Raw genomic sequence first — 26,315 nt, 5'->3', positions numbered from 1 at the left:
TGCTTTCCGTCACGTCTTAGCTGTATTAAGGATTCTTGAACTCAGCGCCTGGGCGGAGATAGAACCACCAGTTCACCAAAACACACAGGGCGTAAAAAGCGGCGAAACCATAAAGGGCGTACTCTGGCGTCGTGGCTTTAATCTGCTCTCCGATGACCTGCGGGATAAAGAAAGCGCCATAAGCGGCCACTGCAGACGTCCAACCCAGAACCGGCCCGGCCTGTTCTTTGTTAAACACCATGGCGATAGTGCGGAAGGTCGAACCGTTACCAATGCCGGTCGCCGTGAATAGGATTAAGAACAGGACGAAGAAGGGGACAAAAAATTCTTCAGGTGTCGCTGACTGATAAGCTGCCGCCATGTAGTAAGCAACCCCCAACGAGCTGATCACCATCACCACGGAGACGATTTGCGTGACCAGAGCGCCGCCTACTTTGTCGGCCATCCATCCACCAACCGGGCGAATCAATGCCCCGATGAAGGCACCCATCCAGGCAAACATCAGCGCACTGGGGCCATTCGGATTTGCGATGTCATGGGTCATGACGCCGTCTACTTCGACGTGTTGAAAGCCGAAAATAACTTTGATCGCCAACGGGAAAGCCGCCGAAAAACCGATAAATGAACCGAAGGTCATGGTGTAAATAACGCTCATTACCCAGGTGTGGTGGTTATTGAAAATTTTGTACTGACGGGCCAGATTCTGGCCGACCTGGCCGGGAATGGTGCGCAACATAAAGACAGTGGCTGCGATCACAGCGGGCATCACCACCCACTTAGAAATTTCGAGACCAGAGCCATTAACCTTGGCTGGTAATAACAGCCATAAGCCGAGACCAGCGGCAAACAGTGCAATGAGTAACATACCGGAGACGATCGCAAAGGATACCGGTGCTGCGGGTACGATCGGAGTGACCTGTTCATTTCTGATATTGTTCATACCCCACCAACCGATGATGGCCAGTGGAATCAACAGCAGCAACCAAACATAACCCGCATTATGAATGTAGGTTTCTGACCCCGCTGGAATTTTACCGATCAAGGTGCCTGATGTATTCACCAGCGTCATCGACTCACCCCCGAACAGTCCGAAGGTCATGACCAACGGCACCAGAATCTGCATCGTGGTTACTCCGAAATTACCCAGACCAGCATTCAGGCCCAGTGCCAGACCCTGTTGTTTTTTCGGAAAGAAAAAAGAGATGTTGGACATCGATGATGCAAAGTTACCGCCGCCGAACCCAGACAGCAAAGCCAGAAACTGAAACACAATGAGTGGCGTACTTCTGTCCTGCAATGCGATACCGGTACCGAGCGCGGGTAACATTAATAATGCCGTGGTAAAAACAATCGTGTTTCGGCCACCCGCAATACGGATAAAAAAGGAACTTGGTATCCGTAACGTAGCGCCAGATAAGCCAGCAATCGCCGACAGAGTGAATAACTCCGAAGCTTCAAAGCTGAAGCCAAGATTCATCATCTGAACGGTAATCACACCCCAATATAACCAAACGGCAAAACCGGCTAACAGGCTGGGGATTGATATCCACAAATTACGATTGGCAATAGCTTTGCCTTCTGATTGCCAAAACTGTGGATCTTCAACATCCCACTTTTCTAACTCACTCATTTAGACCTCCGTCTGGAAATTTGATGACAGTTACAGGAACTCGGGTTCGTTCTTTTGTTTTAATATTGAGTAGTTCATCCACACCATGCATATCGCGACGAGCCCGAACAGCAGCATGAAGCAGGAACTTCGAATACCCACCAGGTCAGACGCAATCCCGAATAAAATCGGGAGAGAAAAGCCGCCAAGCCCACCCAGTACCCCGACCATGCCGCCGACGGAACCCATGTTGTCGGGGTAATAGTCATGGATGAGGCGATACACGCTGGCCTTGCCAAAACCCTGGGCGATCCCGACAACGAAAATCAAAAAGGTAAACGTGTAAACGTTGAGGCCAATGCTGAGTTGAATCGGTCCTTCAATGCCATTGATGGTGAGTTGAGTGGCAGGATATGAAAGCAGTAATAATGCGACCGCTGAAATCCAGAATACATACCAGTTCACCACTCGAGCGCCAGCCTTATCCGAAACATATCCACCGAGGGCACGAATAACGCCGGATGGCAGAGTAAAGAGCATGGTGATAAAGGAAGCCGTTTTTAGATCCAGGTGGTATTCATTGAGGTAATACTTTGGCAGCCACAGTGCGAGCGCGACAAAGCCACCAAATACAAAGTAGTAGTATAGGCCGAAGCGCCAGACTCTTAGTTCGCCCAATGGTTTAAGTTGTTCGCGTAACGTCTGATGGGTTTTATGGCCTGCTTTGAGTTCTGCGTGTCTGGGGTCGGTGTATGTAAACAACCAAAACAGGATAGCCATGATCAGCATGGCAAGAGAGTAAATCTGCGGAACGGCACGCCAGCCCAACGCAACCACGATCAGCGGCGCCACCAGATTGGTGATCGCAGCGCCGGCATTCCCTGCACCGAAGATCCCCATCGCGGTGCCCTGATGTTCTTTGTCAAACCACGCCGAGGTATAAGCAATACCGATCGCAAATGATCCCCCGGCTAAACCGACAAATAGCCCTATGAATAGGTATTGCCAGTACTGATTTGCATAAGCTAAACCATAGGTAGGTATCGCAACGAGCAGCATCTGCGTAAAAAATACAATTCGCCCACCGAACTTGTCGGTCAGGATGCCCAGAGGCAAACGAGTTAGCGAACCGGTCAGAATTGGCGTCGCAACGAGTAGACCAAATTGAGTCTCGGTCAAATTCAATTCATTTTTAATTTTAATACCGATGATTGAAAACATGGTCCACACCGCAAAGTTCATGGCGAATGACAGTGTGTTCATGGTCAGTACGAGATTTCTTTTTGTTGTTATGTTGTCCATGTCAATTCCAGAAAAATTGAGACGGACCGCAACATGAAGGATATTGAATCGTTGAACAATACCACTTAAGGAATGCGCAGTGGCTTTTATGGGGTATTTGGTTGTTTAGTTTCCGTAAGCATGATTCGACGCAAGTTAAGTACCTAGGCGTGAGTACGTCACGAAAATCTAAGTTATTCTCATTCTCAAGATTTTTTATCAGTTTAGATAGGTTTGGTAAAGGCTTATAGGTTCATGAATTGAATCCTGGCATCTGCGAATCGGTGGAAATTTCAGGAAGTTGAAATGGATGTGGAAAGGTAATTTCTTGACGTCACATTCCTATCTACTTGAAACAACTTGATAGATATCAAATAGGTTACCAATATTGAAGTACATACAATTTCGATTTGCTGTGTGATAGTGGTGGTGAATATATCTACTGAAATTTAATGAAATGGAAACTATCCCAGTCGTTTATTCCTGTTCAGGTTGTTCCAGCGTGGCGCAGTTGGCGAATGATATTGCGATCACGTTGGATCGAGAACATATCGCTGAAATGTCCTGTATTGCCGGATTGGGAGGTGACGTTCCTTCGTTGGTTAAAAAAGCAAAAAGTTCAACAAACATCATTGCCATAGATGGTTGTCATTTGCGTTGCACGAAGGAAACACTGGCACGGCATGAAATTATTGCTGCGGTTGAAATAGTATTGACAGATTTTGGTTTGAAGAAGAAGCTGGAACAGAATGTTTCTGCAATAGATTCGATGTTTGTATACAAGAAAGTATTTCAAATAATAGAGTCCAAAATACCGTGAAAACGAACCTGTTTAAACGTGGCAAAGCGCTACTAGTCAATTATATTTAGTTTTTCAGAAAGCCACATACCCATTCCATATTTTATAGTTTACTCGTTTTCTTTGCGGGCGATTATTCTGAGAATATCAATCCGTGAAATTTTCTATTTTATTGTGTCATCGTATCTTCGGAGGTTTCTTGATGCGGGTTGAAAATTTCGGACTTTCCGGTTACGAAATTTGAATTTCATTTATTGATAGATAGTACGCAGATTACCCTAAAGAATAGGTTGCTATTTGTTTTTCAAAGTAATCTTGCTTACGTTACTTTTTGTTTTCTCAGTATTCAAGCAAAGAAGTCCTCTGCGTTGGCACGTACAGTGGCGAAAATCGTTGGCTTTCTAAGCTGTGATTTTTTGTGGACACGTCAGCCGCAACAAAAACTGGGTAACTGTTCTATCTTTGTGGGCAAGGATAGGAATGATTTCGAGCGAGCCGAGATGAAACCGAAATCTGAAATCATGAGATTAATCTACTCATTATTCATAATGGTTCACTGGAATAGGTGGCCCTAGGATGCTTGTGCAGATGCTTGCCGAACGCTACACGCATAGCAAGGAGTAGCAACACCATTGGTGAACTGCGGGTTAGAGGGGGGGGCTGCCTGGAACAACCCTCAGCGCGGATGTCGTCTTGCTAAAGCCCGAAGTGGATATTTTTCACATCGCAATGGCTGTGGTCGATACCTCAATAGTGGCTATACCTCGGAAGCCAGACTGCGTGCAGCGAGGAACGCAGATATAAAAGGGTACGAATGCCAGTGTAAAGGTGCTGAGGATAATGCCGATATTGAGCCAAATTATGTGTAAGGCAAGAAAGCGACATTATAGGGTTGAAGGAGTAACGCTCTGAACAGATATGTTGGGTTACGCCCAAGCACCAAGATGAGTAGATTTCCAACCAGGTTTACGTTAACAAATGCTGAGTTCGACGGTCCCAAGAATCAATAGGACTGGTCTCTGGTGTCTATAATAGCAAGACACTTCGCACTACATTTCTGTCGGCACTCCCTCTTCTGAATTAAGTAATGGAGATGATAATTACCTACTAATCATGACAAATGGATCAGAGGAGTAAGTCGCAGGATTATTGACTTTCGCAAGCTAAATACAAATAATGCCTAGAAATCGGTCGGTCGGTCGACCGACAAATTAAGCACCAGCGGAGAAAAAAGTATGCTGTTTAGGCTTTATTGCCGTTTTTTCCAGTTTGTTATGCGTTTGGCTTCTTATGGACTTCCTTGGCGACAACCTTCGGTGTTGGACTCTGCAACGAGCTTGGCTGTGCAGATTAAAGCTGAATCAGTTTCACGTGTTTTCGTTGTTAGTGATGCGACCATCGTGAAACTGGGTCTAATGCAACCGTTGTTGCAAGCATTAGACGACAACGCAATTCGTTATGAAATATTCTCTGAAACCTTACCGAATCCGACAATTGAAAACATCGAAGAAGCCGCAGGGCGTTATCAAAAGAAGGGCTGTTATGGGTTGCTAGCGTTTGGAGGAGGTGCCGCAATCGATTGTGCTAAAGGTGTCGGAGCCAGACTTGCTCGACCTGATAAGTCATTTGCCCAGTTACGAGGGCTGTTGAAAGTCCGGCGTAAGTTGCCGCCTTTTTTCGCGGTTCCCACGACGTCTGGTACAGGAAGTGAAGTGACGTTAGCTGCTGTTATCTCTGATTCGACAACGCATGAGAAATACGCGGTAAATGACCCTTGCTTAGTTCCTGCATATGCATTGCTCGACCCTAAGCTGACGTTGGGGTTGCCACCAAGTGTCACAGCGACAACCGGTATGGACGCTTTAACGCACGCCGTTGAGGCCTATATCGGGCGCAGTAATACGGCACAGACCAAAGCTTTTGCGCTCGAAGCAGTTCAGCTCATAGTTGCAAATCTCGCGTTAGTTTATGAGCAAGGTGAAAATCTTCAGGCTAGGGCTAACATGCAGCGAGCTTCCTTTCTGGCGGGTCTTGCGTTTACGCGAGCTTATGTTGGATATGTGCATGCCATTTCTCATGCTCTGGGTGGTTTGTATTCTGTTGCTCATGGCCTCGCTAACGCAATTGTGCTACCTCACGTATTGCGAGCATACGGTAAACATGTCTATCCTGAACTGGCTGAGTTGGCAATCGCTTGCGGCATAGCGAATGAAAAAGCCAGTGTGCCTGAACGGGCCTCAAAAATGATTGCGTGGATTGAGGCCACCAATGCCACGATGTCCATTCCAAAGGCCGTCAGCGAGTTGCTTGAAGAAGACATCCCATTGATCGTTAAGCGCTCTTTACAGGAAGCGAATCCGTTGTACCCTGTACCCTGTATTTTTGATCAATATCAGATGCATGAGGTTGTTAGGAATATATTGCCAGGAATCGAATGATGAGGACGAAATCAAGAGAAAATATTATTGCAGCTGCAGATAGGTTGTTTAACGAGCGTGGTATTCAGGTAACCAGTTTAGCGGATATTGCAACTGCTGCGAGGGTAAGCAAAGGCACCCTGTTTTACCACTTTCAAAGTAAGGATGATTTGATTCTGGAAATCGCGACTCAGCATATCGAATTGGTGAAGACAGAAGTCTTATCATTGATCGATGAAAAGGCCGAAATACAACCTTTGGCAACATTGGCTTTTCAGCTAGTAACGCGCGTCTTGGAAGCGAAGCATCGGAACCACTTACATTTGTATTTAGTTGAAGAAAGCATTAATCGAAGCCCTGATATTCGAGAAGCTCTAAATAGTCTTTACAATGAGTGGATAGGAATAATTACGCAAGCAATAGAGCCTTGGATCGGCAAGCGTGCAGGAATCACAGCTCAGGTACTCTTAGCGTTGATCGATGGATTGGTTATTCAGAAAACCCTCGAAGTAAGTATTGAGAATATTGAAGGCCTTCTTAGAGTCGTCTTTCCGGAAAAAATTGAAGCGGATGGCCCATGGAGTGCAGCCCTTGTAAAAACTGACCCCTAGTGTCCTGAGTTAGAAGTTCGCTTGTGGTCAGCGTGCCATTCCAGTTCGATAGCTAGGCGTGTCTCGCAGTCAATGGTTATTTCATTGACAAGAGACTGAACGACGCTGGAGAGCTTGAATGTCGCGCCCGTAGGGAGTTCATGGAAAACACCATTACGGCGTTGCTCTTCTTGTAAAGATCTCGATATTCTATAAAAAGAACGCCTTTTACTAGCGCTTCTCATTCGCTCTCAAACGATACGAACCTCCGACTCAGGACACTAAATAATACAGCCTAAAACTGCAACCCTAACCAAACGCCAAACTCATGCCCGCCAAAGTTCGCTTCCTCCGTTTTGCCCACATGCAACCAATGGGTGTAACGCACTTGTGCTTGTAATGGGCCTATTAATTGCAGGTGTGCACCGATATTAAGGCCAATGGCCCTGGTGTTCAGTCCACGTTTGGAGGGACGGACCAATCCGTCCGTCCAACATCAGCGAGTACCTGTACAGATGCTTGCCGAACGCTACACGCATTGCAAGGAATAGCAATGCCGTTGGTGAACTTCGGGTTAGGATGGGTGGCCACAGGGAACAACCCTCGGCGCGGATGTCGTCTTGCTTAAGCCCGAAGTCGATCTCTTTCTCTTCGCAGTGGCTGTGGTCGATGCCTCAATAGTGGCGATACCTTAGAAGCCGATGTGCGTGGACCTCAGAACGTAGGTATGAAAGGGTGTTGGTACCAGCGAAAGGGCGCTGAGAATAATACTGACGTTCAGCCGGATTATGTGGTGACGAACTTGCGGGACATAAAAGCTTTCGTCGACAACTCTGGCCGTTGATATTCACATGCCGTGTCAAAAACAGGTCAAGACAGCTATGTAGACAAATGACTGCTTTTTTTTCGCCATGTTTTTGCGTTAATCCCGTGACGGCATGATGTGCATTGTGGTCGAAGGCCGCTGTTTGGTCCTGTGCTTTTCAAAAATGTGAACTATGCACGTTTGATACGGTGTTCTGATTTCCCTTGTAAGCCCATTCGTGGCACCATTTCAGCGCTCTTCGAGTCATGAACTCATGGCATCGGTGTAAGAGCATGTTCTCAAGAAGAACGTCCAAAATAGGGACATTTTGGCCACATGTTCCCATCGAAGGTATCGATGGCGACTCCTCATTCGAGTTGCATTCTGCAATGTAACTCGAGCGTTGCGCAGAAATGTTCCAGTTTCAATTAAGTAAAACGAAGGAAGTTTTATGAATTCGCGCAAACTGGTTACTGCGGCATTTTCAATCTTTGGGATTGGGGTCGTGCATGCCGCTCCCACTATTAATAACGTTACCTCAATTGAGTCGGCTGTTACAGAACCTTCTTCTTATCATTCTCGTTTGTATTCCCCATTGAATATATATGGCATGAATACAGATCAGAACGGCGATTTGTTTTTTTCGGATAGCAGCAAGAACAAAGTATTTAAGGTCAATCGATCCATGCGGGTAACTCTGAATGCCGGTAATGGGGGGAATACAAATCTTTCATCGACACCACAGGGAATCGCCAAACCCTATTTGGCTGATATTGATGGATCGGATTGGTTCATTATCGAAAATTCCCTATGGGTTTACAGCGATATTTTGAAACGAGACAAGGTGACCAATCGATGGGCGCTTGCACATGATGGCCAGTCGAGCTATGGCGCACTTTTTCAAACAGTCGATTTCCTGGCTGATGATGGCGCACTTTTTTACACCAACACCTACAGCACATACAACTATAAAGTGAATAAATGGGATGCTCAGACGGGTTTGCAAACTGCTTTAGGCGGCGGTACTGAGGTGGTTCCCACTGATGGTACGACTGTGAGTAGCGAAAATATCCGATTCTCCAGTTCAGTATTGGGTTTGGCAAAAGGCAGTTCAGGTACGATTTTTTTATCATCAAATAATCGTATTTACGCGTGGAATAGGTCAGATGACACCATCAAACATATTTATGGAAATGGTGGAAACACTATCGTACCAGGCAGTGACCCTTTCCAGAGTGGCGGTACGGGTCTGACCGACATCGAATATGATGCAGACGCTAACACCTTATACTTTATCGAGGAATACCAAGACTTGATAGGGGCTCTCAATTTAACTGATGGCACTGTCAGTATTGTGGTAGGTGGGGGGGCTGATACAGGCGTGGACGCAAAGTCTCCACTGGCCGTGAAGTTCTCCAATATTAACGACTTGGAAATCGGACCTAATGGCGAACTGTTCATTCAAGACAACAACAAGATTATATATGTTGTTACAGAAGACACCGATAGTGATGGTGCCAATGATTGGGTAGATCAGTGGCCTGCTGATGCATCTCGTCAATACGATTACGATTTCGATGGCATTGATAACAACATTGATACGGATTCGGATAATGATGGCGTCTCTGATGTCGATGAAGAGACTGCAGGAACCAGCAAATATGCCGCAGATTCAGACGGCGATGGGTACAACGATTCTATGGACGCATTCCCGCTGGATCCCACAGAATCACTCGATAGTGATGGTGATGGCGTTGGTGACAACACGGATAGATTTCCCTATGACGCGACCGAGTCTGAAGATGTTGACGGTGATGGTATAGGTAACAATTCCGATTTAGATAATGACAACGATGGCGTCATTGATATCAACGACGCTTTCCCACTCGATCCATCTGAGCAAAGTGATTCAGATGGGGATGGTGTGGGCGATAACGTGGATGCATTCCCATTTGATGCAGCAGAAACGACCGATGCAGACAACGATGGTGTTGGAGCCAACGTCGACGTCAATGATTTCGATTCATCGGTAACCATTGATAGTGATGGAGACGGCTATGCCGACGAAGTAGATGCATTTATTAATGATGCAACAGAGTATCAGGACAGTGATGGTGACGGTGTTGGCGATGTGGCGGATCTGGATGATGACAACGATCTAGAACCGGATAGCTCCGACGCGTTTCCGTTTGATCCAAGTGAACAAGCCGATATGGATAACGATGGTTTTGGCGACAATAAAGACGTTGATTCCAACAGTGCCACTCGATTTTTAGATGTGAATAATAACGGCATCGCCGATGCTGATGAATTGAAAATGACATCCTTAGTTGGCCCAATTCTACCTGCTCAATTGCAACTATTTGGTGAAGATTCATTAGTCTTGGCTACTGACAATACCCTGATGGTCTTTGATCAGGATTATGGGGTTTTCTATCGTTTAGACGAGTCCACTGAACAGTGGCTGGAATTCAAAATTTTTGAAACTGATCCTTTGTTGACCAATCGAGGTGTTGATGCCAATGACATAGAGGCCGTATCGCTTGCGCCGAACAATGTTGTCTATTTTTCCGATGACGTTGACAATATCTATAAATGGGTTGTTGGTGGCGCCGTAGAGCCGTTGATTTCCGGTTTCGATAACCCATTTGATCTTGCCCCTTTTGGACCTGAGTTTGAAGAAGGTGTTTCGGATGTCTTTGCATCTTCAATCGGTGACCTTTATGTGGTTTATAGAGACGACGATGTTATTTATCAATTGGATGTAAGCGCTCAAACATATACCCGAATTATCGGCGACGGAAATGCCGCCGACGTCACTGAACCGGCAAATGATGTTTACGATACAGCCGATGGCGTGAATGCGAGAACGGCGAAGTTGAATCTTAATCAAGTCGCTGCAACGGCTGCGGGACAGGTTTTCTTTACAGACAGTAACGGTGGCTCCGGTGACGCAATTCGTACCGTAGATTCAAATGGTAATTTGCAGACTGTAATTCATGACGGAGACTTGAATGTCCATACGTTCGTTGCGGAAGATGGACCTGCTGCGCAATATTCTTTGGCATGGACGACCGATTTGCAGGTTGGAAATAATCGATTGTTTGTTTTGGAGGACTTCGATGATTCAACTCAAATTCTGGAACTCAGTGAAGATCGACTGTCTCTTCGAGTGGTTGTTGGCGCGCAAACATATGACAATGAAGATCGACTGTCTCTTCGAGCGGTTGTTGGCGCGCAAAGAAACGACAATGAAAATCAAGTTAAGTTAGGTCGCCCAGCCAGATCTTCTTATGCTCATATTGAGACAGCCATTGGTTACTATAAGAACCAGATTCATTTTTTATTTTGGGACGCCTTTACGGATGCTTCCCCGACGTTGGGCACGGTTACGCAGGATGGCTATTTGTCAGCATTGAACAACTGGACTGCATATGAGGTCGGCAATAGTGGTGCATCATACTGGTCAAACTTGGTCCTGGATAATAACGGGAAGATATACGTTACCAACGGTTCTCGCGTGTTTGCCTGGGAAAATGGTGGTTGGAACCTCAAAGTCGGCGGTGGTAATCAATCTGTTATCAATGACGGCGTGGCACCGCTAGATGCCAGTATTGGTTCTATTCAACACGGTGGTATAGCGTTTGACAGCCAAAACAGATTGATCATTGGCGATTCAAACCGTTACGTTTTCTATCGATTAGAGTTGGACGGCCAATTGTACCGCATCGCGGGAACCTACAATTCATTTGGTAATGTAGATGCGGTAGATGCGCGTAATGGTCGCGTGGGGCGTTATCTGCGCTATTTGACGACAGACTCAAATGATCAGATTGTCTATTTTGATGATTACTACGATACCATCCGAAGAATCAATGCTGATGGATCATTGTCGACTATTGCGGGTAAAGGTTCTAATACGCCATCGTCTATTTATGGGCAGCCTTCAGAATTAGTACGTAGCCTCACCGTAAATGCTTTGTCCTTTTTGGAAGATGGGCGTTTGGTAGTCTCGGCAAACTATGATTTCAATATTCTTCCAAATGGCAATGTTGAGCCCCCATTCTTCTCGCAAACAGTTAATTCGGTTTTTGAACGTGACGGTCGTGTCTACATCAGCAACGGTGGTTTGAGTGTTCGTAATGACAAAGGTCAATTTGTCAGCTTGCACTATAACCCGGCCAGTAGTGGTGACGCGGATATTGTGGCGTTCAGTTCGATCAACAAAGCAGTTGCTTCTGGCAATACAGTTTATCTGTTGGTGAACGGGCAAGTAATGGTGGCTGATTTCGATGTTGACAATGATGGCTGGGTCGCAGCTTTGGATTTGGATGATAACTCTGCAAGCATTATTGGTGATTTTGATGGCGATGGTGTTGCTAATAATATTGACCCTGATATCGATGGTGATGGTGTACTTAACGGCGTGGACCTATTGTCTTTTTCTGCCAATATCTCCATCGATACTGACGGAGACGGCATACCGGACGCAATCGACGCAGATGATGATAACGATCGGTTGTACGATGAAGATGACCTGGCACCGCTAATAAAAGATATGGTTCTGGATTCCGATGGTGACGGGTATGCCGATATTGTTGACGCATTTCCATTTGATGCCACTGAGCATGAAGATTCGGATGGCGATGGTATCGGAAATATAGCCGATAATGATGATGACAATGATGGCGTATTGGATATTAATGATATTGCACCCTTAAATCCTTCTGTTTCTACTCTGAAGACGGACTCAGGTAAGAAAGGAGGCTCATTGTCTACTAGCGGGATGCTTTTGCTTCTGTTTCTACTGATGTTAAGAAGGAAAAAACGATTCGGGCTTATTTGATGATATTCAATAAGTAGCGAAATAAAATCACTAAGTAAGAGTCAAATTCCTGCGAATTTGGCTCTTTTTTGATATAGCTCCTTGAGAGAGAATACGTATCAAAAAGTGATCCGCGGACCTTCGATGTAATGATGTCGCGCCCGTATAACATTGTGCAAAAAAGAGTCTTCAGAAATACGCAGCGACCGGGCGTTTACATCATGAGTTCATTGAAGATGAATCATACGTTTTGATCGCTGTTACTTTAATACTGCAACCCCAACCCAACGCCTAACGCATGCCCGCCCAAGTTCGCTTCCTCCGTTTTGCCCACATGCAACCAATAGGTGTAACGTACTTGTGCTTGTAATGGGCCTATTAGTTGCCGGTACGCACCGATGTTAAGGCCAACGGCGTTGGTGCTCAGTCCAATTGCGTTTTGACGGAACTGACCGATCTGACCGTTCAATATCAGTGAATAGCCATTGCGCACATTGCCATTGGGGTACAGGTTGGCACCGACACCCAGGTTGGCTGCGTAAATTGTGCCTTCGGCGAAGGTGGGAAATGCGTCATCAGCCGTAACTTTTGCGCCTCCCTGTACCATCCACCCCAAAGTGGGAGACAGCGATTTTCCAAGGGCTACGGTAAATTCACCACTGATTAGTGACTTGGCGTCTCCAGGGTAATTCGGGTAGTAGTTGTAGTCGGTGCCCAGACTGATCCGTGCAAGTGAGCTGGAAGAGGCTTGAACCGGGGACGTTTTTTTCGGCGGTGCGGATTTCGGCGCCGTCACACTTTGTTGCGCGGGTAAAGCTTTACCACTGACAAAATAATTTAAACAGGCACTGGCATAACGGTTCAGAAAATTAGCCACGGGTGCGCCATTCTGATTAGAGAATGCGCGTACCGTTTGCGCTTTGTCCGGTTCTGCAAAACGGCATTGGTCCTGTAACAGATATTTTCCTTTTTTGCGGTCAAAAACTGTGAACTGATACGAGGCTTGCAGGTAAAACAACGGCGTGTCTTCCTTCCGTTTGAGCGCCAACTCGCTGACACGAACATCAATCAAGTAGTCACCTTTGTTCAGGGCTCCGGCCAGAAATTTTTCGTCAATGTTGTTGATGGTCCCTTTGGCCACGAATTTAATCTGATTTTGTTTTTGATAGTATTTATTCAAAGCATTAAGAATATTGACGCTTGGGTCGCTCACGGACAGCGGACCGCTTAGACGGTTGCCGTTGGATTGAAACGCAAACTTATAATTCTGTTCGTCGACCAGCCGTAAAATGGATAGATCGGAACGTTTTTCGCCCGTTATCAGGTTTAAGTCCAGCTTAGCAGCGGGTACGGAAATGACGAATGACTTACCCGTCGTCGCGGCCATGCGGTCTGCGTTGCTTTTCTGCCCGAGACCGGCACACGCGGTTAAAGACAACCCTAACAGGAGAACCAAAACGTGTTGTAACGTTGAGCGGCGATACCCGGCACGTATAGTTGGCGTCATCGTTAATACCACTGATAAGAAAAGGTGAACTGGACAGAGCTGATGGTTTCAATATCGCCATTGGTCGCAGGATTGGCCACCGATGAAAGTGACAGATAGTTATAGCTAACATCCAACACAATATGGTCAGTTAAAGGCCGACCGACACCGAGCTGTAACCCAAAACCGTTGGCTGAGGCATCGGCCCCAAAGATGGTTTTGGTTGCCAGCCCTGCACCAGTGTTCAAGTACAAACCATAGAGTTCCGGAACAAAGTAAGTGCCACCCACACCGACCAGCCCCGTGTTGTAGATGCTTTGCTCGCTGTCGATGTACCAGTTATGCTCCGCCAGCGCATAGACGGCGTAGAAGTCGTTAAAGACCGTGCCTGCGTGGACTGAAGAGTGAAATGCGGTGACGGTTGCGCCTGACGCCAAGAGATTGTCAATTATCACCTCTTCAATGTAGATGGGGGCAAAGCCAGCGCCGACGCGCAAAAATAAACCGTTATTATCGATTAACCCGCGTTCGGCAAACGTGAAGGGCGCGCAACACAGCAGCAGTAGGCTTCCTGTCCGAATATTCACTGGTCTTCCTTTGGTTCTCGCGTAAGACGGTCAATATACCTAATTGGTCCGACCGCTCGCAATGCACAATTCATCATCCTGTCGTTTTGCCCTGGTAATGTGAATGGCTTTATTGCCGGTTTAACTGACCCGTCTCAATGGACATGGTTGCATTCTGGCCGCGAAGCGCCTATTCCTAAGCCCAGACTAAAAATAAAAAAGTTCATTAATCGCCGGGTTGCAAAACCCGCCATCGCAGGCAGGTGAACATGAAAACAGTCCAGACGGATCTCGTCATCATCGGCGCCGGAGGTGCTGGCCTTCGTGCTGCTATCGCCGCCGCTGAAGCACACCCCGACCTAGATATTGCTCTGGTCTCAAAAGTCTACCCGATGCGCAGCCATACTGTGGCTGCGGAGGGGGGCGCGGCCGGTGTCATTCAGCCACATGATTCCACCAAGTATCATTTCAACGACACCGTTTCTGGCGGCGACTGGCTGTGTGAGCAGGATGTGGTCGACTACTTCGTGAATAACGCCACCCAGGAAATGATTCAGTTGGAACATTGGGGTTGCCCTTGGTCCCGCAAACCCGATGGCGATGTCAATGTACGTGCTTTTGGCGGAATGAAGATCGAACGCACCTGGTTTGCCGCCGATAAATCAGGTTTCCACATCTTGCACACCTTGTTTCAGACCTCGACCAAGTATCCGAATATTTATCGGTTGGATGAGCATTTTTGTCTTGATTTACTGGTCGATAACGATCATTGCCAGGGCGCCTTGCTGTTTGATTTGGCCGAAGGCGAAGCGGTACAGGTACAGGCCGGTGCTGTTATCCTCGCCACCGGCGGCGCCGGACGGGTATACCGCTACAACACCAACGGCGGTATCGTCACGGGGGATGGCATGGCCATGGCGTTCCGACACGGTGTGGCGTTACGGGATATGGAATTTGTTCAGTACCACCCAACCGGTCTGCCGGGTACAGGTGTGCTGATGACCGAAGGATGTCGCGGGGAAGGGGGCATTCTGATCAACAAAGACGGATACCGATATCTGCAGGATTATGGTCTGGGTCCTGAGGTACCTGTCGGAACGACCAAAAACAAAACCATGGAGTTGGGGCCGCGTGACAAACTCAGTCAGAGTTTCTGGCACGAACAACAACAGGGCCGCACTATCCAAGACCCGCTGTGGGGTGACGTGGTGCATCTCGATTTACGACATTTGGGCGAGGCAAAGATCAATGAGCGTCTGCCGTTCATTCGGGAACTGGCTAAAGCCTTTGTCGATTGCGACCCAGTGGCAGACCCGATTCCGGTGCGCCCAACGGTGCACTACACCATGGGGGGCATTCACACCGATGGGCGTTGTGCGACTCGTCTGGCGGGGTTATACGCGGTTGGTGAATGCGCCAGCGTCGGTCTGCATGGCGCGAATCGGTTAGGTTCCAATTCCCTGGCCGAATTGCTGGTGTTTGGCAAGGTTGCCGGCATCGACGCCGGCGCTTTTGCGCTACAAAGCCAGCGCAGTAATGCAGCGCGACTCACGGAACTGGCAGAGCAATCGCTATCTGAAGCGCTGGCCATAAAAGCCAAGCAAGGCGATGAAAATATTGCTGAGTTACGCAAAGAATTGGGGCTGACTATGGAAGCGGGAGTCGGTATTTATCGTTCGGCGGATGCCATGCAGGCTACCTGTGACAAACTCGCCCAATTACAGCTGCGTTATCAGAACATTGGGTTTACCGACACCAGTAACGTCTTTAACACCGAATGGGTTTATGCCGTGGAACTGGGTTACTTGTTGGATGTCGGTCAGGCGATGGCGCACAGCGCGTTGGCCCGTACCGAAAGCCGTGGTTCACACCAACGTATTGACGGTTATGAAACCCGGGATGACGAAAATTTTCTCAAGCACACCCTGGCTTATTGGCAGGCAGGTGACGCCCCCAGGTTGGACTATCAACCGGTCACCATCACCAAAAGCCAACCGGCGCAACGGCTGTACGGTGCGCAACTGGATCAGCAGGAGGCGAAACCATGAACACTCAGCTCTTGGTGAACGTCAGTGTTATGCGCTATCGGCCGGAGCAGGATGACGAGCCCTGGTTGCAACATTTTGACGTGCCATTCCGCAACGACATGTCTATTCTCGATACCCTGCATTACATTAAAGACGAATGCGACAGCACGTTAGCCTATCGTTGGTCGTGCCGCATGGCAATCTGTGGCAGTTGTGGTTTTATGATTAACGGCGAGCCCAAACTGGGCTGTAAAACTTTTCTGCGAGATTACCTCTCCGCCAATGGTGGCGACAATAGCGTGCGCATTGAGCCATTGGCACATTTCCCGATTGAACGCGATTTAATTGCCCGCATCGATGATTTTGTTGAAAAACTGGAAGCCATCAAGCCCTATATTATCCGTGATCAGGAAGACACCGCGCTAACCTCGGTATACCCACAAACGCCTCAACAGATGGCGAAATATCACGATCTGTCGATGTGTATCAATTGCGGTCTCTGTTACGCAGCGTGCCCGCAATACGGCCTGAACAATGCGTTTTTTGGTCCGGCGGCATTGGCATTGCTGCAACGTTACAACAAAGACAATCGGGATCAGGGGCGGGCACAACGGATGCCGATGTTAAACGCAGAGCAGGGTGTCTGGGCTTGCACCTTTGTTGGTGAATGCTCAGAAGTGTGCCCGAAAGGTGTTGATCCGGCCCGGGCTATTAACACCAGTAAGCTGGAAAGTACCGTGGACTATGGCGTGAATCTGATCCATTGGTTGCGAAAGGATGACGCTGGGCAGGAGGGCGGGCGATGACAAACCGAAAACCTTATCCGCAATCGTTGACGGCTCACTGGTGGTTGAGACGTCCGGGCTACCGTCGCTACATGCTGCGCGAAGCGACCAGCTTGTTGGTTTGGCTGTTCACCGTAGAGTTATGGCTGGCTTTGCTGGCATTGGCGCGCGGCGAAGCCAGTTGGACTCAGTTTGTTGAGACGCTGCAATCGCCTTGGATGCTTGCTTTTAACTTGGTGTGTTGGCTGGCAGTGCTGTGGCATACCGTGACGTGGTTCCAACTCACACCGAAAACACTCGACCTGCGCTGGCGAGGCGAGGCGTTCGCACCGTCAACGATAAAAACCGGGCATTACGTCGCATTGGCCGTGATCAGCGTCGTGGTGGTCTTTATTTTAGGAGGGTGGTTATGAAGCGTACACATGAACCGATATTCTGGAGCTTATTCGCCGCCGGCGGCATGGCTACCGCGCTGGTGCTGCCAGCGGTGCTCTTGATACTGGCGTTTTTCTTGCCGTTGCATCTGGTTGATGGTCAGGCATTTTCCTACACCCGAATCCTCAATATGAGCGGCCACTGGTTGGGGCAGTTAGTCTGGTTTTTTGTTCTGTCGTTGCCCGCGTGGCATGCGTTACATCGTCTGTTTCACTTAACGCAAGATTTTAAACTCGGTCGAGCGCGGCTCTTTGCGGTGCTCTGTTATGGGTTCGCTGGGGTGATGACCGTGGCGACGTTAACGTTGCTCTTAGTTATTGGGCAGTGATTCCGACAATGCCTGCCAACTGAGTGTGATGCATTTGTGACGATTGACGCTGCCGGCCGCACCGGCCAGCGCTTCACAGCCAGCGGGCCAATCGGCTTTGCCAATGACCGCGGCCTTAATCTGGTGAATTATCTGCCGGGCTTCTTCGGTGGTCCGTCCGATCATATGTTCGGTCATCATTGACGTGGATGCGGTGCATATCGCGCACGCACGTGCCTGGAACTTCACTTGCTGTACCCTGTTGCCCTCCAAAATAACACCAAGTTTTATCTTGTCACCGCAGTTGGCGTTAAAGCCCTCACTGAAATGATGTGCACCTTCCAAACTGCCCTGATTGCGAGGGTGCCGGTAGTGGTCAAGTAAAATGTCTTTGTAAACGGTGTTGGTCATGACGGGTTTTGGTTCTGTACGAAGTCTGCCGGTTCAAACATCAGTTCTCCAGAACCTTGCCGACGCAACAGAGTGATTTCACAAAGAATGGATTGTGCAATTTCTTCCGGCGTTTTCGCACCCAGATTTAAACCGCAGGGCGTTCGGATTCGTCTTAATTGCTGCGCCGGTAAGTCGCGTGATTGAAAGTGTTCCAAAACCAAGCGTGCGCGCTTTCGGCTGGCAATCAGGCCGATGTAACCGACCTCCGTATTAAGCACTTGCGCCAGTGACTCATGATCACCCTTGTGCTGAGTCGCGATCACCACGTAATCGTCACGATGCGGTTGCAGCAGTGAATAGTCGAGGTCGTCGGTGATCAGTTCATCTGCCGCTGGAAAATACTGGCGGTCGGCCATCACGTCATTAATGGTCACGCGGAAACCGAGCTCTTTTGCCTGATGGCAAAGTGACTCTGCAATACGCCCATGGCCCAGAATCCACAGCGAGGGAGCCGGCAGAACCGGCTCAATAAAGACGCGCATGCTGCCTCCACAGGGCATGCCTGCGCCGAGCATCTCATCATCGAGATCTATATCAATGACAAAGCCCTGGGCATCAGCAATCGCCTTAACGGCACTCTCGCGACACTGACTTTCGGCACAGCCACCGCCGATCCAGCCGCTGAGCAATGTACCTTGTGCATCAATCAGTGCTTTCGCGCCAATCTTGGCCGAGACCGAACCCTGAGTTTCCACGACTGTTGCCAATGCAAAAGGTGTGCGGCTTTCACTGAGTTGATGCATATAACTGTAGAGGCTTTTTTTCATCGGTTTTCCTTGCGCGTATCTCAGTTACGACGTTCTGCGTCATTTGGATGCCACTCAGAACCCCTTGTATCAGAACGCCAATTGGCTGCCGGCCTTGTTCTGGACCTCATCCGTTGCCAGCATCGCCAGTGTCTGGCCGGGGCTGACATAGAATTCGTTGGTGAGACTGAATACCAGACCATCGCACGGTGCAATAATGGCAACGCGAGTGGGCATAGGTTCATCGAGCAACACGATGTCGGCAATTTTGTCGCCACGGCGAACGTGGTCATTCAACTGACAATGATAGGTCACAATGCCGGGGGCCGTCGCATTGATCAGTTTCACCTGCTCAACTGCAATCGCCGTTTGGGCAACGGTTGATGGTTGCGCGGGCGGTAAGCCGGATATCAGGTCTTTCGCGGCGAAAAAGGCCAATAAACCATCGCAATCCTGTTTCGCCAGCTCGTCGCTGACATCGGCATTGCCGCGCAGTTCAACCGTGGCCGCAAAGCAGGGTTGCTCAAAGGCGGTGTCAGTCAGATGTTGCTGCGTCAGTACCCAGGGCTGAGTGTGGGTTGCGTCAAAGGCGACTGTGCCAGTGACATCTTCTTCCAGACAGACCGGGAAATTCAGGCATCGTGCCAGCAGACGGCCTTCGTCAGGCTGGTGGCTGCCGTAAAACACGTGGGGCAGGGCGACAACGTCACAATGCAAATCAATTACGTAGTGTGCGTCGATGGATTGGCTGAGTAACAGCTTGTGCAAACTTTCAACTTCAAACCCGACCAAACGTTGATTAACCATCTCACGTAATGATGTGCGCATGCGTTGGTCATTCGCTGCAGTATCCGCGCTGAATTGAGCCGCAAATTCGCCTGAGAAGGCATCCCGATCCAACGCCATGCCCCGATTGAAATTCTGACCGGTATGCCAGTCGCAGCGACCGACCACTTTGCCAAAACTACGCTGTTTCAGGCCGATCGGGTTGGCGTACGGTACCACGACAAAATGAGCATGCAATTGATGGTTGGTTTCCAGGGCCGACAACTGTTCAATCAGATGTTGTGCGACCAGCAGGCCTGGGTGTTCATCGGCATGCAGGCCAGCTTGAATATAGACTTTTTGCCCGTTCTCAGGACCAAAATGATGTACATTGATCACGGTGTGCTGACCTGCATTCGCGGCCGGTAATGTGAGGCGAGTTAAAGCCACAAAAACTCCAGTACAATAAGATGAAGGTCTGCCATTAAATCATTGGCCCGCAGTAAAGCCAACCGCCGTGACGCGGTTCTGCAAACGACCTATCACGCATTTGTCTCACCTGCGCAAGAAGGATCTTTTCTGTGATACGCTCAGTGCTCTTGAGGACGATTAAGTGGAAAAAACATGCAAAACTGGCAAGCAGATGTGCGGGTGTCCAAGTTGAACTTTTTCCCGGCCAAGGGGAAATTGCGGGCGATGATGGTTATTCACGGTCACACCACCGGTTTAAAAAGCTCTTCAGTTATGATGAAGGCTTATGGCAGCAATGCTGAGCATGCCCATGAGTACCTGCAGCCGGGTTCATTATGCGCGGTATCTGGTGTGTATCAAGTAGATACCAGTGAGAAAGAGGGAAAAACTGAGTACTTTCATTATTTCGAATTGACCCGTCCCATCGAATTTATCGCGGGCACCAAATCCCACATTGAGCGGCTGAAATTACCGGCAGCGGATTCTTTTGCGAATGCGAAAGCAGCAAAAGATTACTGTGCAGACATCATACAACCACTGGGTTTTATGTTTTTGCCGACCATGCCTTTCTCCTATTTGCAGGTCCGAGTCGAAGCGGCAAACGATGACAGCCTGACGAGAGTTATTGCCTGGCTCAAAGAGCTGTCTGCGCAGTGGGATGCATAAAAAAGCCCGGACGGCAGCCGGGCTTTTTTTGAACTTTTTATGAACCCTTACGAGGCCGCTTTCGCACCGCGGTTCTTAAACTTACCGATCATCCGCTTGTTAAAGGCGTTGATGCTTTCGATGTATGTCAATAAACAAGGAATAACCAGTAACACCAGTAATGTTCCATAGCTGATACCAAACGCCAATGAGGCGGCCATGCTCTGGACCAGCTGCGCCTGAATTGAGTCAGACATCAAGATGGGTACTAATCCGCCAACCGTAGTGATCGAGGTCAGTAGCACGGCACGCAAGCGTTGGCAGCTGGCATCGATGATGGCCGGTTTGATCGCTATACCCTCTTCGCGCAGTTCCTGATAACGATTAATCAAGATGATTGAATCGTTAATAATGATGCCCGATAACCCGAATAACCCGAAGAAACTGAGGAAAGTCAGGTTCAACCCGAGAGCCCAATGTCCGAAGATCGCTCCGGTTAAACCAAAGGGAATCGCGGCCATGACCGCCAGCGGCCAGCTATAGTTGGAAAAAGACCATGCCAAAATAAAATAAATCAGAAGAATGCTAATCCCATAGGCTATGAGCAAGTTCAATAGCATTTCTTGAATATCTGCAGCGCTGCCCTGGATTTCACCGGTTAGACCGAACTGTTTCAGGATCGGCTCCACCTCGGCTGAGTAAATCTCCTTGGACAGGGCGTTACTGTCTGTCTCTTTATCGAGTATCACCGCATTAACTCGAACCCCGAGTTGCCCGTTGTTGTGAAACAGCGTACCGAGTCCCTGTTGTGTGGTGAATTCCGCTATGTCACCGAAACGAACCCAGCCGCTGTTCGCGGTTTGTATCGGCAAGTCTTGTAATTGCGCGGTGTTGCTGAACGAGTCCTTCGGCAAGCGGATGTGCACGTTAAGGGTGGCGTCGTTTTCGGTGAAAGACTGTGCCTGTGTGCCCATCAGCGCCTGACGTAACTGCGCCGCAACACCGCGTTCAGTTAAGCCCATGCGCTTTCCGGCGGCGGTCAAGGAGAAGACAATTTCGTCGCCACCTTGCGGCAGGTCATCGGTGATGTCTGACAGGTTCGGGTATTTTTCCAAGCGAATTTTTAACGCTTCGGCACCGGCTTTCAGTTCGTCCAAACTTCGGCCTGCCAGGAAAAAGCTTAATCGAGATCCTCCGGAAGCGGATGATTCGTCCTCGTTTGTGGATATTTCGGCTACATCCGGTCCTCCTTTGATTTTACTGCCCCATGTTTTCAAAAAGTCAGCATTGGAGACAGGGCGGTCATCACGGTTGACCAGTTTCGCCTGAACCTGAGTGAAGCCTTCATCGGCGCTGTAAATCTCGTACACCTGCGTCACTATAGTATTGCCTTGGCCGATTTCCTGTTCGGTCGCATCGAGTGCGGCTTTTAATTGCAGAGTGTAATCTTCAACGACGTGCTCGGACGTACCTTCGTGAAAGCTGATCCAGGCCGTTACCATATTGTCTTCCACATCAATATCCGGCGAAAAAGGAACTGTTTTTGAAAGCGGCAGCGCAAGAGCAATTGCCGCCATAGCAATAGCTAACAGAACTGAGAGTCCTCGATTTTCAATGGCTTTGGTGACAAAAGGACGGTAAATATTATCTCGGAAATGATTGAAGCCGCTGTCCATCTTTTGGCGGAACTTTGATCGCTCACCGGTGCGCTTGGCCAAGCCGTGATTTAAATGCCCAGGTAAAATGATAAAACATTCGATGAGGGACGCGATAATAACGGCGACAACAATGACCGGAACCGGCCGAAACATTTCCCCAAAAACTCCAGGTAGAAAAAGTAAAGGAACAAATGCAGCTACAGTGGTCAGTGAACTGGCCATGATCGGACCGAACATACGCTTCGCACCAATCAGCGCCGCTTCATTGGCCGGAAGACCCTTTTCCATCTGGGTTACGGTTTCTTCACCAACGACGATGGCGTCGTCAACAATGATTCCCAGCGCCATTAGAAATGCAAACATTGAAAGGAAGTTGATTGTGCCGCCTGTTCCATAGAGGATTACTAAGGTTCCTGCAATGGACACCGGAATGCCGACGGCACTCCACCAGGCGACGTGTCGGTTGAGGAAAGTAAATAAAATACCAACGACCAATATCAGGCCCATAAGCCCATTGCTCTTCAGCATATCCAAATTGCCTTCCACGACCTCACCTAAATCCCACCAGACCACAATGTCGATACCTGTGGGTAGCGTCGGTTGTACTTCATCTATCCACTGATACAGAATGTCGCTCGTATCAAGACTGTCGACTTGTGGAGAACGGAATATCAGCAGGCGGACGACTTCTTTGCCTTCCAGCACATAATGCCGGGCACCGTCTTTGGTTTGACGGGATACACTGGCCAACGCGCTTAGGGGTTGTTGATTGCTCATTTCCAGATTACGGATGGCGTTGGCTTTTTCGACCTTGGTGTCGGTCACGACCGATATCTGAGAAACATCCGACGCTAGTCGACCACCGTGGCTGTTCTGGTTGCTGCTGGCGATCTGTGCAGCCACCTGATCAATCGATGTGTTGTTGCTATACAGGTTAAGCAGATCGGTTTCGACCCGAATTTCTTCATCGGGAAAACCACGCACATCCACTTCGGCAATGCCACGCGCGAGTAAGTCGTTGCGGAACTGCTGAACCAACGGGCGCAGTTCTGTGACTGGTCCGTCAGTGGCAACCAACACAGAAAATACCGCTTCTTTGTTTTGTTCCAGAGTGACTTCCGGCCGTTCTGCGCCTTCCGGTAAATCACGATAGCCGGCGATGAAGTTGGTGGCCTCGGCGAGAGCCTCATCCATATCGGCGTCCAGGCGATAGCGTAAAACGATGTTACTGTTGCCCTGCGCTGACCAAGACCAGACTTCTTCGACATCGTCCAGATTACGCAGTGCGTTTTCCAACGGTGTTGTCAGGTTTTGTTCGACGCCCTCTGCACTGGCTTCGGTCCAGGTAGTGTTGATGCTGATGGCAGGAAAGGTGACATCAGGCATTAGCTGCTTGTTCAACCGGAGATAAGAAATGACGCCAATTAATAGTACAAGAATCATGATCAGGTTGGCGGCAACCCGATGTTCTGTGAAGTAGGCGAGAATGCCGCGGTCGTTAAGCGTCTTCATCGCTCACCTCGTCATCTGTTTCAATGTCGTCGTTTTCAAGAGCCGGCTCTTCTGTCGCTTCGACGGGTTCAGGGTCAACGCCCGCTTCGTAGATTTTCATGCCGGTTGTCGGGTTGTTTAAGCGGGTCAGTAATAAGCGTAATTCCGAGTCCGTGGCGTCGGTCGCCTGGACCACCAATTGTGATGAATCGCCTTCTGATAGAGACCCTAACACCTTAACTTCCAATGCCTTTAACCGTTGTTCTTCATCAACTTGATAAATCCATCGGTCTTGAAAGACAGAGGCCGCCGGAATTTTAATCGTTTGTGGCTTCGCAGCGAGATTAAGCGTCAGATACGCGATGTCACCGGGTAACCATTGGTTGCCTTGTGCTAGTTTAAACCAGGCTTTAAAACCGCTTTGCCCCATATCGATCTGCGCTTCACTGCGATCATACGCCACTTCACTGGCGCGATTCTGTTCAGTGGCAACACCGTTGAGTTGTTCTTTTTCAGCCAACAGGCGAGCCGGCAACTGCACCAGTACTGCCATGTCATCTTCCGAATATAAGCGGAATAACGCTTGACCGGGGTTAACATGCTGCCCTTCAGTCACCAGCACCTGAGCGAGCTTGCCGGTAAAGGGCGCTTTAATTTGCGTGTTGGCCAAGTTGCGTTCAGCGGCACGTTTGGCTAATAGCAGTTTCTGTTGCTGGCTGACCAACTGGGTATTCGTCGCAGCGTGATTGTTAATGGCGGTTTCCTGTTGCAACACAGCAAAACGCTGGCGCTGAATCTGTTGTTCTAGTTCTTCAATCGCTTGCTGGGTGTTAGTAATCGCTTTTTGTTTCTTCAGGCGGTCTTCCAGCATGGCCAGGTTGGCGCGTTCAACATCCAGTCCTTCGATTTCTAACTGCTGTTGCGATTTCTGCAGTGTAATGCGTGAATTCAGGTCATCGAGATCCGCCAGGGTCTGTTGCAATTGCATCTGTGCGTCAAAATCATCGAGTTGAATCAGCAGTTCACCCTGTTCAACGCGCATGCCATCTTTTACATACAGGTTGGTTACACGGGCCGACAGCTGCGCAATTTCGTTCAACTCTCGCATAGGCTCTACACGGCCAATCAAGGTGATTTGTGGTTGGTATTCACCCACTACGGCCAGCGTTGTTCGGGCATCCCAAATCGGTTCATCGGCGACGTCAATTTCTTTGGTGACATCTGGTTTAAACATTAATGCCAAAGCACCGCCGGTGGCAGCGACGATCAGGCCGCCGGTGAGTAGCGATTTCCAGAGTTTCATTGGGGTTCCTTGTTGTGTTGTTTTATCAGACGAAGCAGTGTGCGATGGTCGGCACCTTTGCCACAGTGCCGACAGTCATGGTTTTGTAAATGACTTTTAGTCAGAGTGGCTGATGGAGGTTGCACCAGCCGCCGATTGACTGACCACTGGATTGCCGGAATAAACCACCTTGACCGCACCCGCAGCGGATATCGTTAAGGTTTCAGTGGCATGTATATAGGCCGTACCGGCACCGGAGATATCTATGTCGACATCCTTGGCTTTCAGGTCGTCTGCGTTCAGGTCTGAAGAGCCGCTGAAGTCTACTTTGAGCGTATTCACTTCACCGGACAGGTAGCCGTCGAACGATCCGGACGCGTCGATAGTCAGGTTGCTGGCATGCAATGTCAAATCCACATCGCTGGAGCCACTTGCCTCTATGGCCAGTTGTTCGGTGCGGTAGTTACCGCTGGTGAGGTCGATTGCGCCTCTTATTATGACGGTATCGAGATGGTTGGCGTTCAGCAGGAAACGCGGTGGTTCATTGGTTCTGAACTGATACCCTTCGCGCGGACCGATGATCAACTGGTCGTCTTCCTGGCGAATACTTAAGTGGTCATGGATTTCTTCCTGTGCGAGAACCACGAGCTGGTTTTCTTGACCATTTTGTAACGTTAACTCACCGATTCCATGAAGTTCGACTTCACGGATCTCGGTAACGGTGTGGTTGATTTCATAGCTGCGGCCGGTGCCCTGTACCGTTAAGGTGTTGCAGGCGGTGAACAAAAAGCCGGTCAGTATCATCAATAGGGTTGTCGGGGTGCGTTTCAGTCGATTGTGTTTCACGGTTCAGTTCCTTTGTGGGGTTGAGG

The 26,315-nt window shown here is 48.9% G+C and carries 19 protein-coding genes and 1 pseudogene; 10 read left to right on the top strand and 10 right to left on the bottom strand.

Annotated features, from left to right (window positions below; all coding sequences use genetic code 11):
- Positions 1-25: 25 nt before the first annotated feature.
- Both IYN85_RS13535 and IYN85_RS13530 read right to left on the bottom strand, forming a co-directional pair.
- A complete protein-coding gene (locus IYN85_RS13535) occupies positions 26-1,630 on the bottom strand; it encodes an MFS transporter (protein WP_196159440.1) in 1,605 nt (534 codons plus the stop codon).
- 30 nt (positions 1,631-1,660) lie between these two features.
- The gene (locus tag IYN85_RS13530; protein WP_230390735.1) at positions 1,661-2,911 is read right to left on the bottom strand and encodes a nitrate/nitrite transporter; all 1,251 of its coding nucleotides are present in this window, start codon (positions 2,909-2,911) and stop codon (positions 1,661-1,663) included.
- Positions 2,912-3,347: 436 nt separating this feature from the next.
- Here IYN85_RS13530 and IYN85_RS13525 point away from each other — a divergent pair, with 436 nt between their 5' ends.
- The 5 genes and pseudogenes from IYN85_RS13525 (at position 3,348) to IYN85_RS13505 (ending at position 12,347) form a co-directional block, all read left to right on the top strand.
- A complete protein-coding gene (locus IYN85_RS13525; RefSeq protein WP_196159439.1) occupies positions 3,348-3,710 on the top strand; it encodes a putative zinc-binding protein in 363 nt (120 codons plus the stop codon).
- Between the two features lie 1,214 nt (positions 3,711-4,924).
- The gene (locus IYN85_RS13520; protein WP_230390734.1) at positions 4,925-6,127 is read left to right on the top strand and encodes an iron-containing alcohol dehydrogenase; all 1,203 of its coding nucleotides are present in this window, start codon (positions 4,925-4,927) and stop codon (positions 6,125-6,127) included.
- Positions 6,124-6,717: a TetR/AcrR family transcriptional regulator gene (locus IYN85_RS13515; RefSeq protein ID WP_196159438.1), complete on the top strand. Its 594-nt coding sequence runs from the start codon at positions 6,124-6,126 to the stop codon at positions 6,715-6,717. Before IYN85_RS13520 ends, IYN85_RS13515 begins: the two co-directional genes overlap by 4 nt.
- Before the next feature lie 673 nt (positions 6,718-7,390).
- Positions 7,391-7,540, top strand: a pseudogene (locus IYN85_RS26405) (hypothetical protein); the annotation flags it as partial.
- Positions 7,541-7,952: 412 nt separating this feature from the next.
- Positions 7,953-12,347: a thrombospondin type 3 repeat-containing protein gene (locus tag IYN85_RS13505; RefSeq protein WP_196159436.1), complete on the top strand. Its 4,395-nt coding sequence runs from the start codon at positions 7,953-7,955 to the stop codon at positions 12,345-12,347.
- A gap of 244 nt (positions 12,348-12,591) precedes the next feature.
- Here the strand turns inward: IYN85_RS13505 and IYN85_RS13500 are convergent, their stop codons facing one another.
- Together IYN85_RS13500 and IYN85_RS13495 are read right to left on the bottom strand one after the other, a co-directional pair.
- Positions 12,592-13,833 carry a hypothetical protein gene (locus IYN85_RS13500; protein WP_196159435.1) on the bottom strand — a complete coding sequence of 414 codons (1,242 nt, stop codon included), beginning with the start codon at positions 13,831-13,833 and terminating at the stop codon, positions 12,592-12,594.
- Between the two features lie 2 nt (positions 13,834-13,835).
- Complete coding sequence (locus IYN85_RS13495; protein WP_196159434.1) at positions 13,836-14,399, bottom strand: outer membrane beta-barrel protein; 564 nt, start codon at positions 14,397-14,399, stop codon at positions 13,836-13,838.
- A gap of 248 nt (positions 14,400-14,647) precedes the next feature.
- Here IYN85_RS13495 and frdA point away from each other — a divergent pair, with 248 nt between their 5' ends.
- From frdA to frdD, 4 genes are read left to right on the top strand one after another with little or no spacing between them, the layout of a single operon-like run.
- Positions 14,648-16,426, top strand: a complete 1,779-nt coding sequence (gene frdA, locus IYN85_RS13490; RefSeq protein ID WP_196159433.1) for a fumarate reductase (quinol) flavoprotein subunit — start codon at positions 14,648-14,650, stop codon at positions 16,424-16,426.
- Entirely contained in the window at positions 16,423-17,211 is a 789-nt protein-coding gene (locus tag IYN85_RS13485) for a succinate dehydrogenase/fumarate reductase iron-sulfur subunit (protein ID WP_196159432.1), read from the top strand. Before frdA ends, IYN85_RS13485 begins: the two co-directional genes overlap by 4 nt.
- On the top strand, positions 17,208-17,603 hold the full coding sequence (locus IYN85_RS13480) for a fumarate reductase subunit C (protein WP_196159431.1): 396 nt from the start codon (positions 17,208-17,210) through the stop codon (positions 17,601-17,603). Before IYN85_RS13485 ends, IYN85_RS13480 begins: the two co-directional genes overlap by 4 nt.
- Positions 17,600-17,953 carry a fumarate reductase subunit FrdD gene (frdD, locus tag IYN85_RS13475; protein ID WP_196159430.1) on the top strand — a complete coding sequence of 118 codons (354 nt, stop codon included), beginning with the start codon at positions 17,600-17,602 and terminating at the stop codon, positions 17,951-17,953. Before IYN85_RS13480 ends, frdD begins: the two co-directional genes overlap by 4 nt.
- Here the strand turns inward: frdD and sufU are convergent.
- The 3 genes from sufU to IYN85_RS13460 form a co-directional block, all read right to left on the bottom strand.
- Positions 17,936-18,343 carry a Fe-S cluster assembly sulfur transfer protein SufU gene (gene sufU, locus IYN85_RS13470; RefSeq protein WP_196159429.1) on the bottom strand — a complete coding sequence of 136 codons (408 nt, stop codon included), beginning with the start codon at positions 18,341-18,343 and terminating at the stop codon, positions 17,936-17,938. The two genes, frdD and sufU, sit on opposite strands and share 18 nt — an antisense overlap.
- Complete coding sequence (locus tag IYN85_RS13465; RefSeq protein WP_196159428.1) at positions 18,340-19,152, bottom strand: XdhC family protein; 813 nt, start codon at positions 19,150-19,152, stop codon at positions 18,340-18,342. The genes sufU and IYN85_RS13465 overlap by 4 nt, the downstream gene beginning before the upstream one ends.
- A gap of 69 nt (positions 19,153-19,221) precedes the next feature.
- Positions 19,222-20,346: a succinylglutamate desuccinylase/aspartoacylase family protein gene (locus IYN85_RS13460; protein WP_196159427.1), complete on the bottom strand. Its 1,125-nt coding sequence runs from the start codon at positions 20,344-20,346 to the stop codon at positions 19,222-19,224.
- A gap of 174 nt (positions 20,347-20,520) precedes the next feature.
- Between IYN85_RS13460 and IYN85_RS13455 the strand changes: the two genes are divergently transcribed.
- Positions 20,521-21,033, top strand: a complete 513-nt coding sequence (locus IYN85_RS13455) for a hypothetical protein (protein WP_196159426.1) — start codon at positions 20,521-20,523, stop codon at positions 21,031-21,033.
- A gap of 47 nt (positions 21,034-21,080) precedes the next feature.
- On the opposite strand, the gene IYN85_RS13450 is transcribed toward IYN85_RS13455, so the two are convergent.
- From IYN85_RS13450 to IYN85_RS13440, 3 genes are all read right to left on the bottom strand, one after another.
- Positions 21,081-24,182 carry an efflux RND transporter permease subunit gene (locus IYN85_RS13450; protein WP_196159425.1) on the bottom strand — a complete coding sequence of 1,034 codons (3,102 nt, stop codon included), beginning with the start codon at positions 24,180-24,182 and terminating at the stop codon, positions 21,081-21,083.
- Entirely contained in the window at positions 24,169-25,464 is a 1,296-nt protein-coding gene (locus IYN85_RS13445) for an efflux RND transporter periplasmic adaptor subunit (protein ID WP_196159424.1), read from the bottom strand. Before IYN85_RS13445 ends, IYN85_RS13450 begins: the two co-directional genes overlap by 14 nt.
- Before the next feature lie 96 nt (positions 25,465-25,560).
- The gene (locus IYN85_RS13440) at positions 25,561-26,289 is read right to left on the bottom strand and encodes a head GIN domain-containing protein (RefSeq protein ID WP_196159423.1); all 729 of its coding nucleotides are present in this window, start codon (positions 26,287-26,289) and stop codon (positions 25,561-25,563) included.
- Positions 26,290-26,315 lie beyond the last annotated feature (26 nt).

This window comes from Reinekea sp. G2M2-21 (assembly GCF_015687175.1).
GTDB lineage: Bacteria > Pseudomonadota > Gammaproteobacteria > Pseudomonadales > Natronospirillaceae > Reinekea.
This window is presented reverse-complemented; position numbering and strand designations above follow the sequence as displayed.

Bases quoted from the DNA above. Each gene is read 5' to 3' on its own strand.
- IYN85_RS13535 (WP_196159440.1), bottom strand. From the start codon at position 1,630: ATGAGTGAGTTAGAAAAGTGGGATGTTGAAGATCCACAGTTTTGGCAA.
- IYN85_RS13530 (WP_230390735.1), bottom strand. From the start codon at position 2,911: ATGGACAACATAACAACAAAAAGAAATCTCGTACTGACCATGAACACA.
- IYN85_RS13525 (WP_196159439.1), top strand. From the start codon at position 3,348: ATGGAAACTATCCCAGTCGTTTATTCCTGTTCAGGTTGTTCCAGCGTG.
- IYN85_RS13520 (WP_230390734.1), top strand. From the start codon at position 4,925: ATGCTGTTTAGGCTTTATTGCCGTTTTTTCCAGTTTGTTATGCGTTTG.
- IYN85_RS13515 (WP_196159438.1), top strand. From the start codon at position 6,124: ATGATGAGGACGAAATCAAGAGAAAATATTATTGCAGCTGCAGATAGG.
- IYN85_RS13505 (WP_196159436.1), top strand. From the start codon at position 7,953: ATGAATTCGCGCAAACTGGTTACTGCGGCATTTTCAATCTTTGGGATT.
- IYN85_RS13500 (WP_196159435.1), bottom strand. From the start codon at position 13,833: ATGACGCCAACTATACGTGCCGGGTATCGCCGCTCAACGTTACAACAC.
- frdA (WP_196159433.1), top strand. From the start codon at position 14,648: ATGAAAACAGTCCAGACGGATCTCGTCATCATCGGCGCCGGAGGTGCT.
- IYN85_RS13485 (WP_196159432.1), top strand. From the start codon at position 16,423: ATGAACACTCAGCTCTTGGTGAACGTCAGTGTTATGCGCTATCGGCCG.
- IYN85_RS13480 (WP_196159431.1), top strand. From the start codon at position 17,208: ATGACAAACCGAAAACCTTATCCGCAATCGTTGACGGCTCACTGGTGG.
- frdD (WP_196159430.1), top strand. From the start codon at position 17,600: ATGAAGCGTACACATGAACCGATATTCTGGAGCTTATTCGCCGCCGGC.
- sufU (WP_196159429.1), bottom strand. From the start codon at position 18,343: ATGACCAACACCGTTTACAAAGACATTTTACTTGACCACTACCGGCAC.
- IYN85_RS13465 (WP_196159428.1), bottom strand. From the start codon at position 19,152: ATGAAAAAAAGCCTCTACAGTTATATGCATCAACTCAGTGAAAGCCGC.
- IYN85_RS13455 (WP_196159426.1), top strand. From the start codon at position 20,521: ATGCAAAACTGGCAAGCAGATGTGCGGGTGTCCAAGTTGAACTTTTTC.
- IYN85_RS13450 (WP_196159425.1), bottom strand. From the start codon at position 24,182: ATGAAGACGCTTAACGACCGCGGCATTCTCGCCTACTTCACAGAACAT.
- IYN85_RS13445 (WP_196159424.1), bottom strand. From the start codon at position 25,464: ATGAAACTCTGGAAATCGCTACTCACCGGCGGCCTGATCGTCGCTGCC.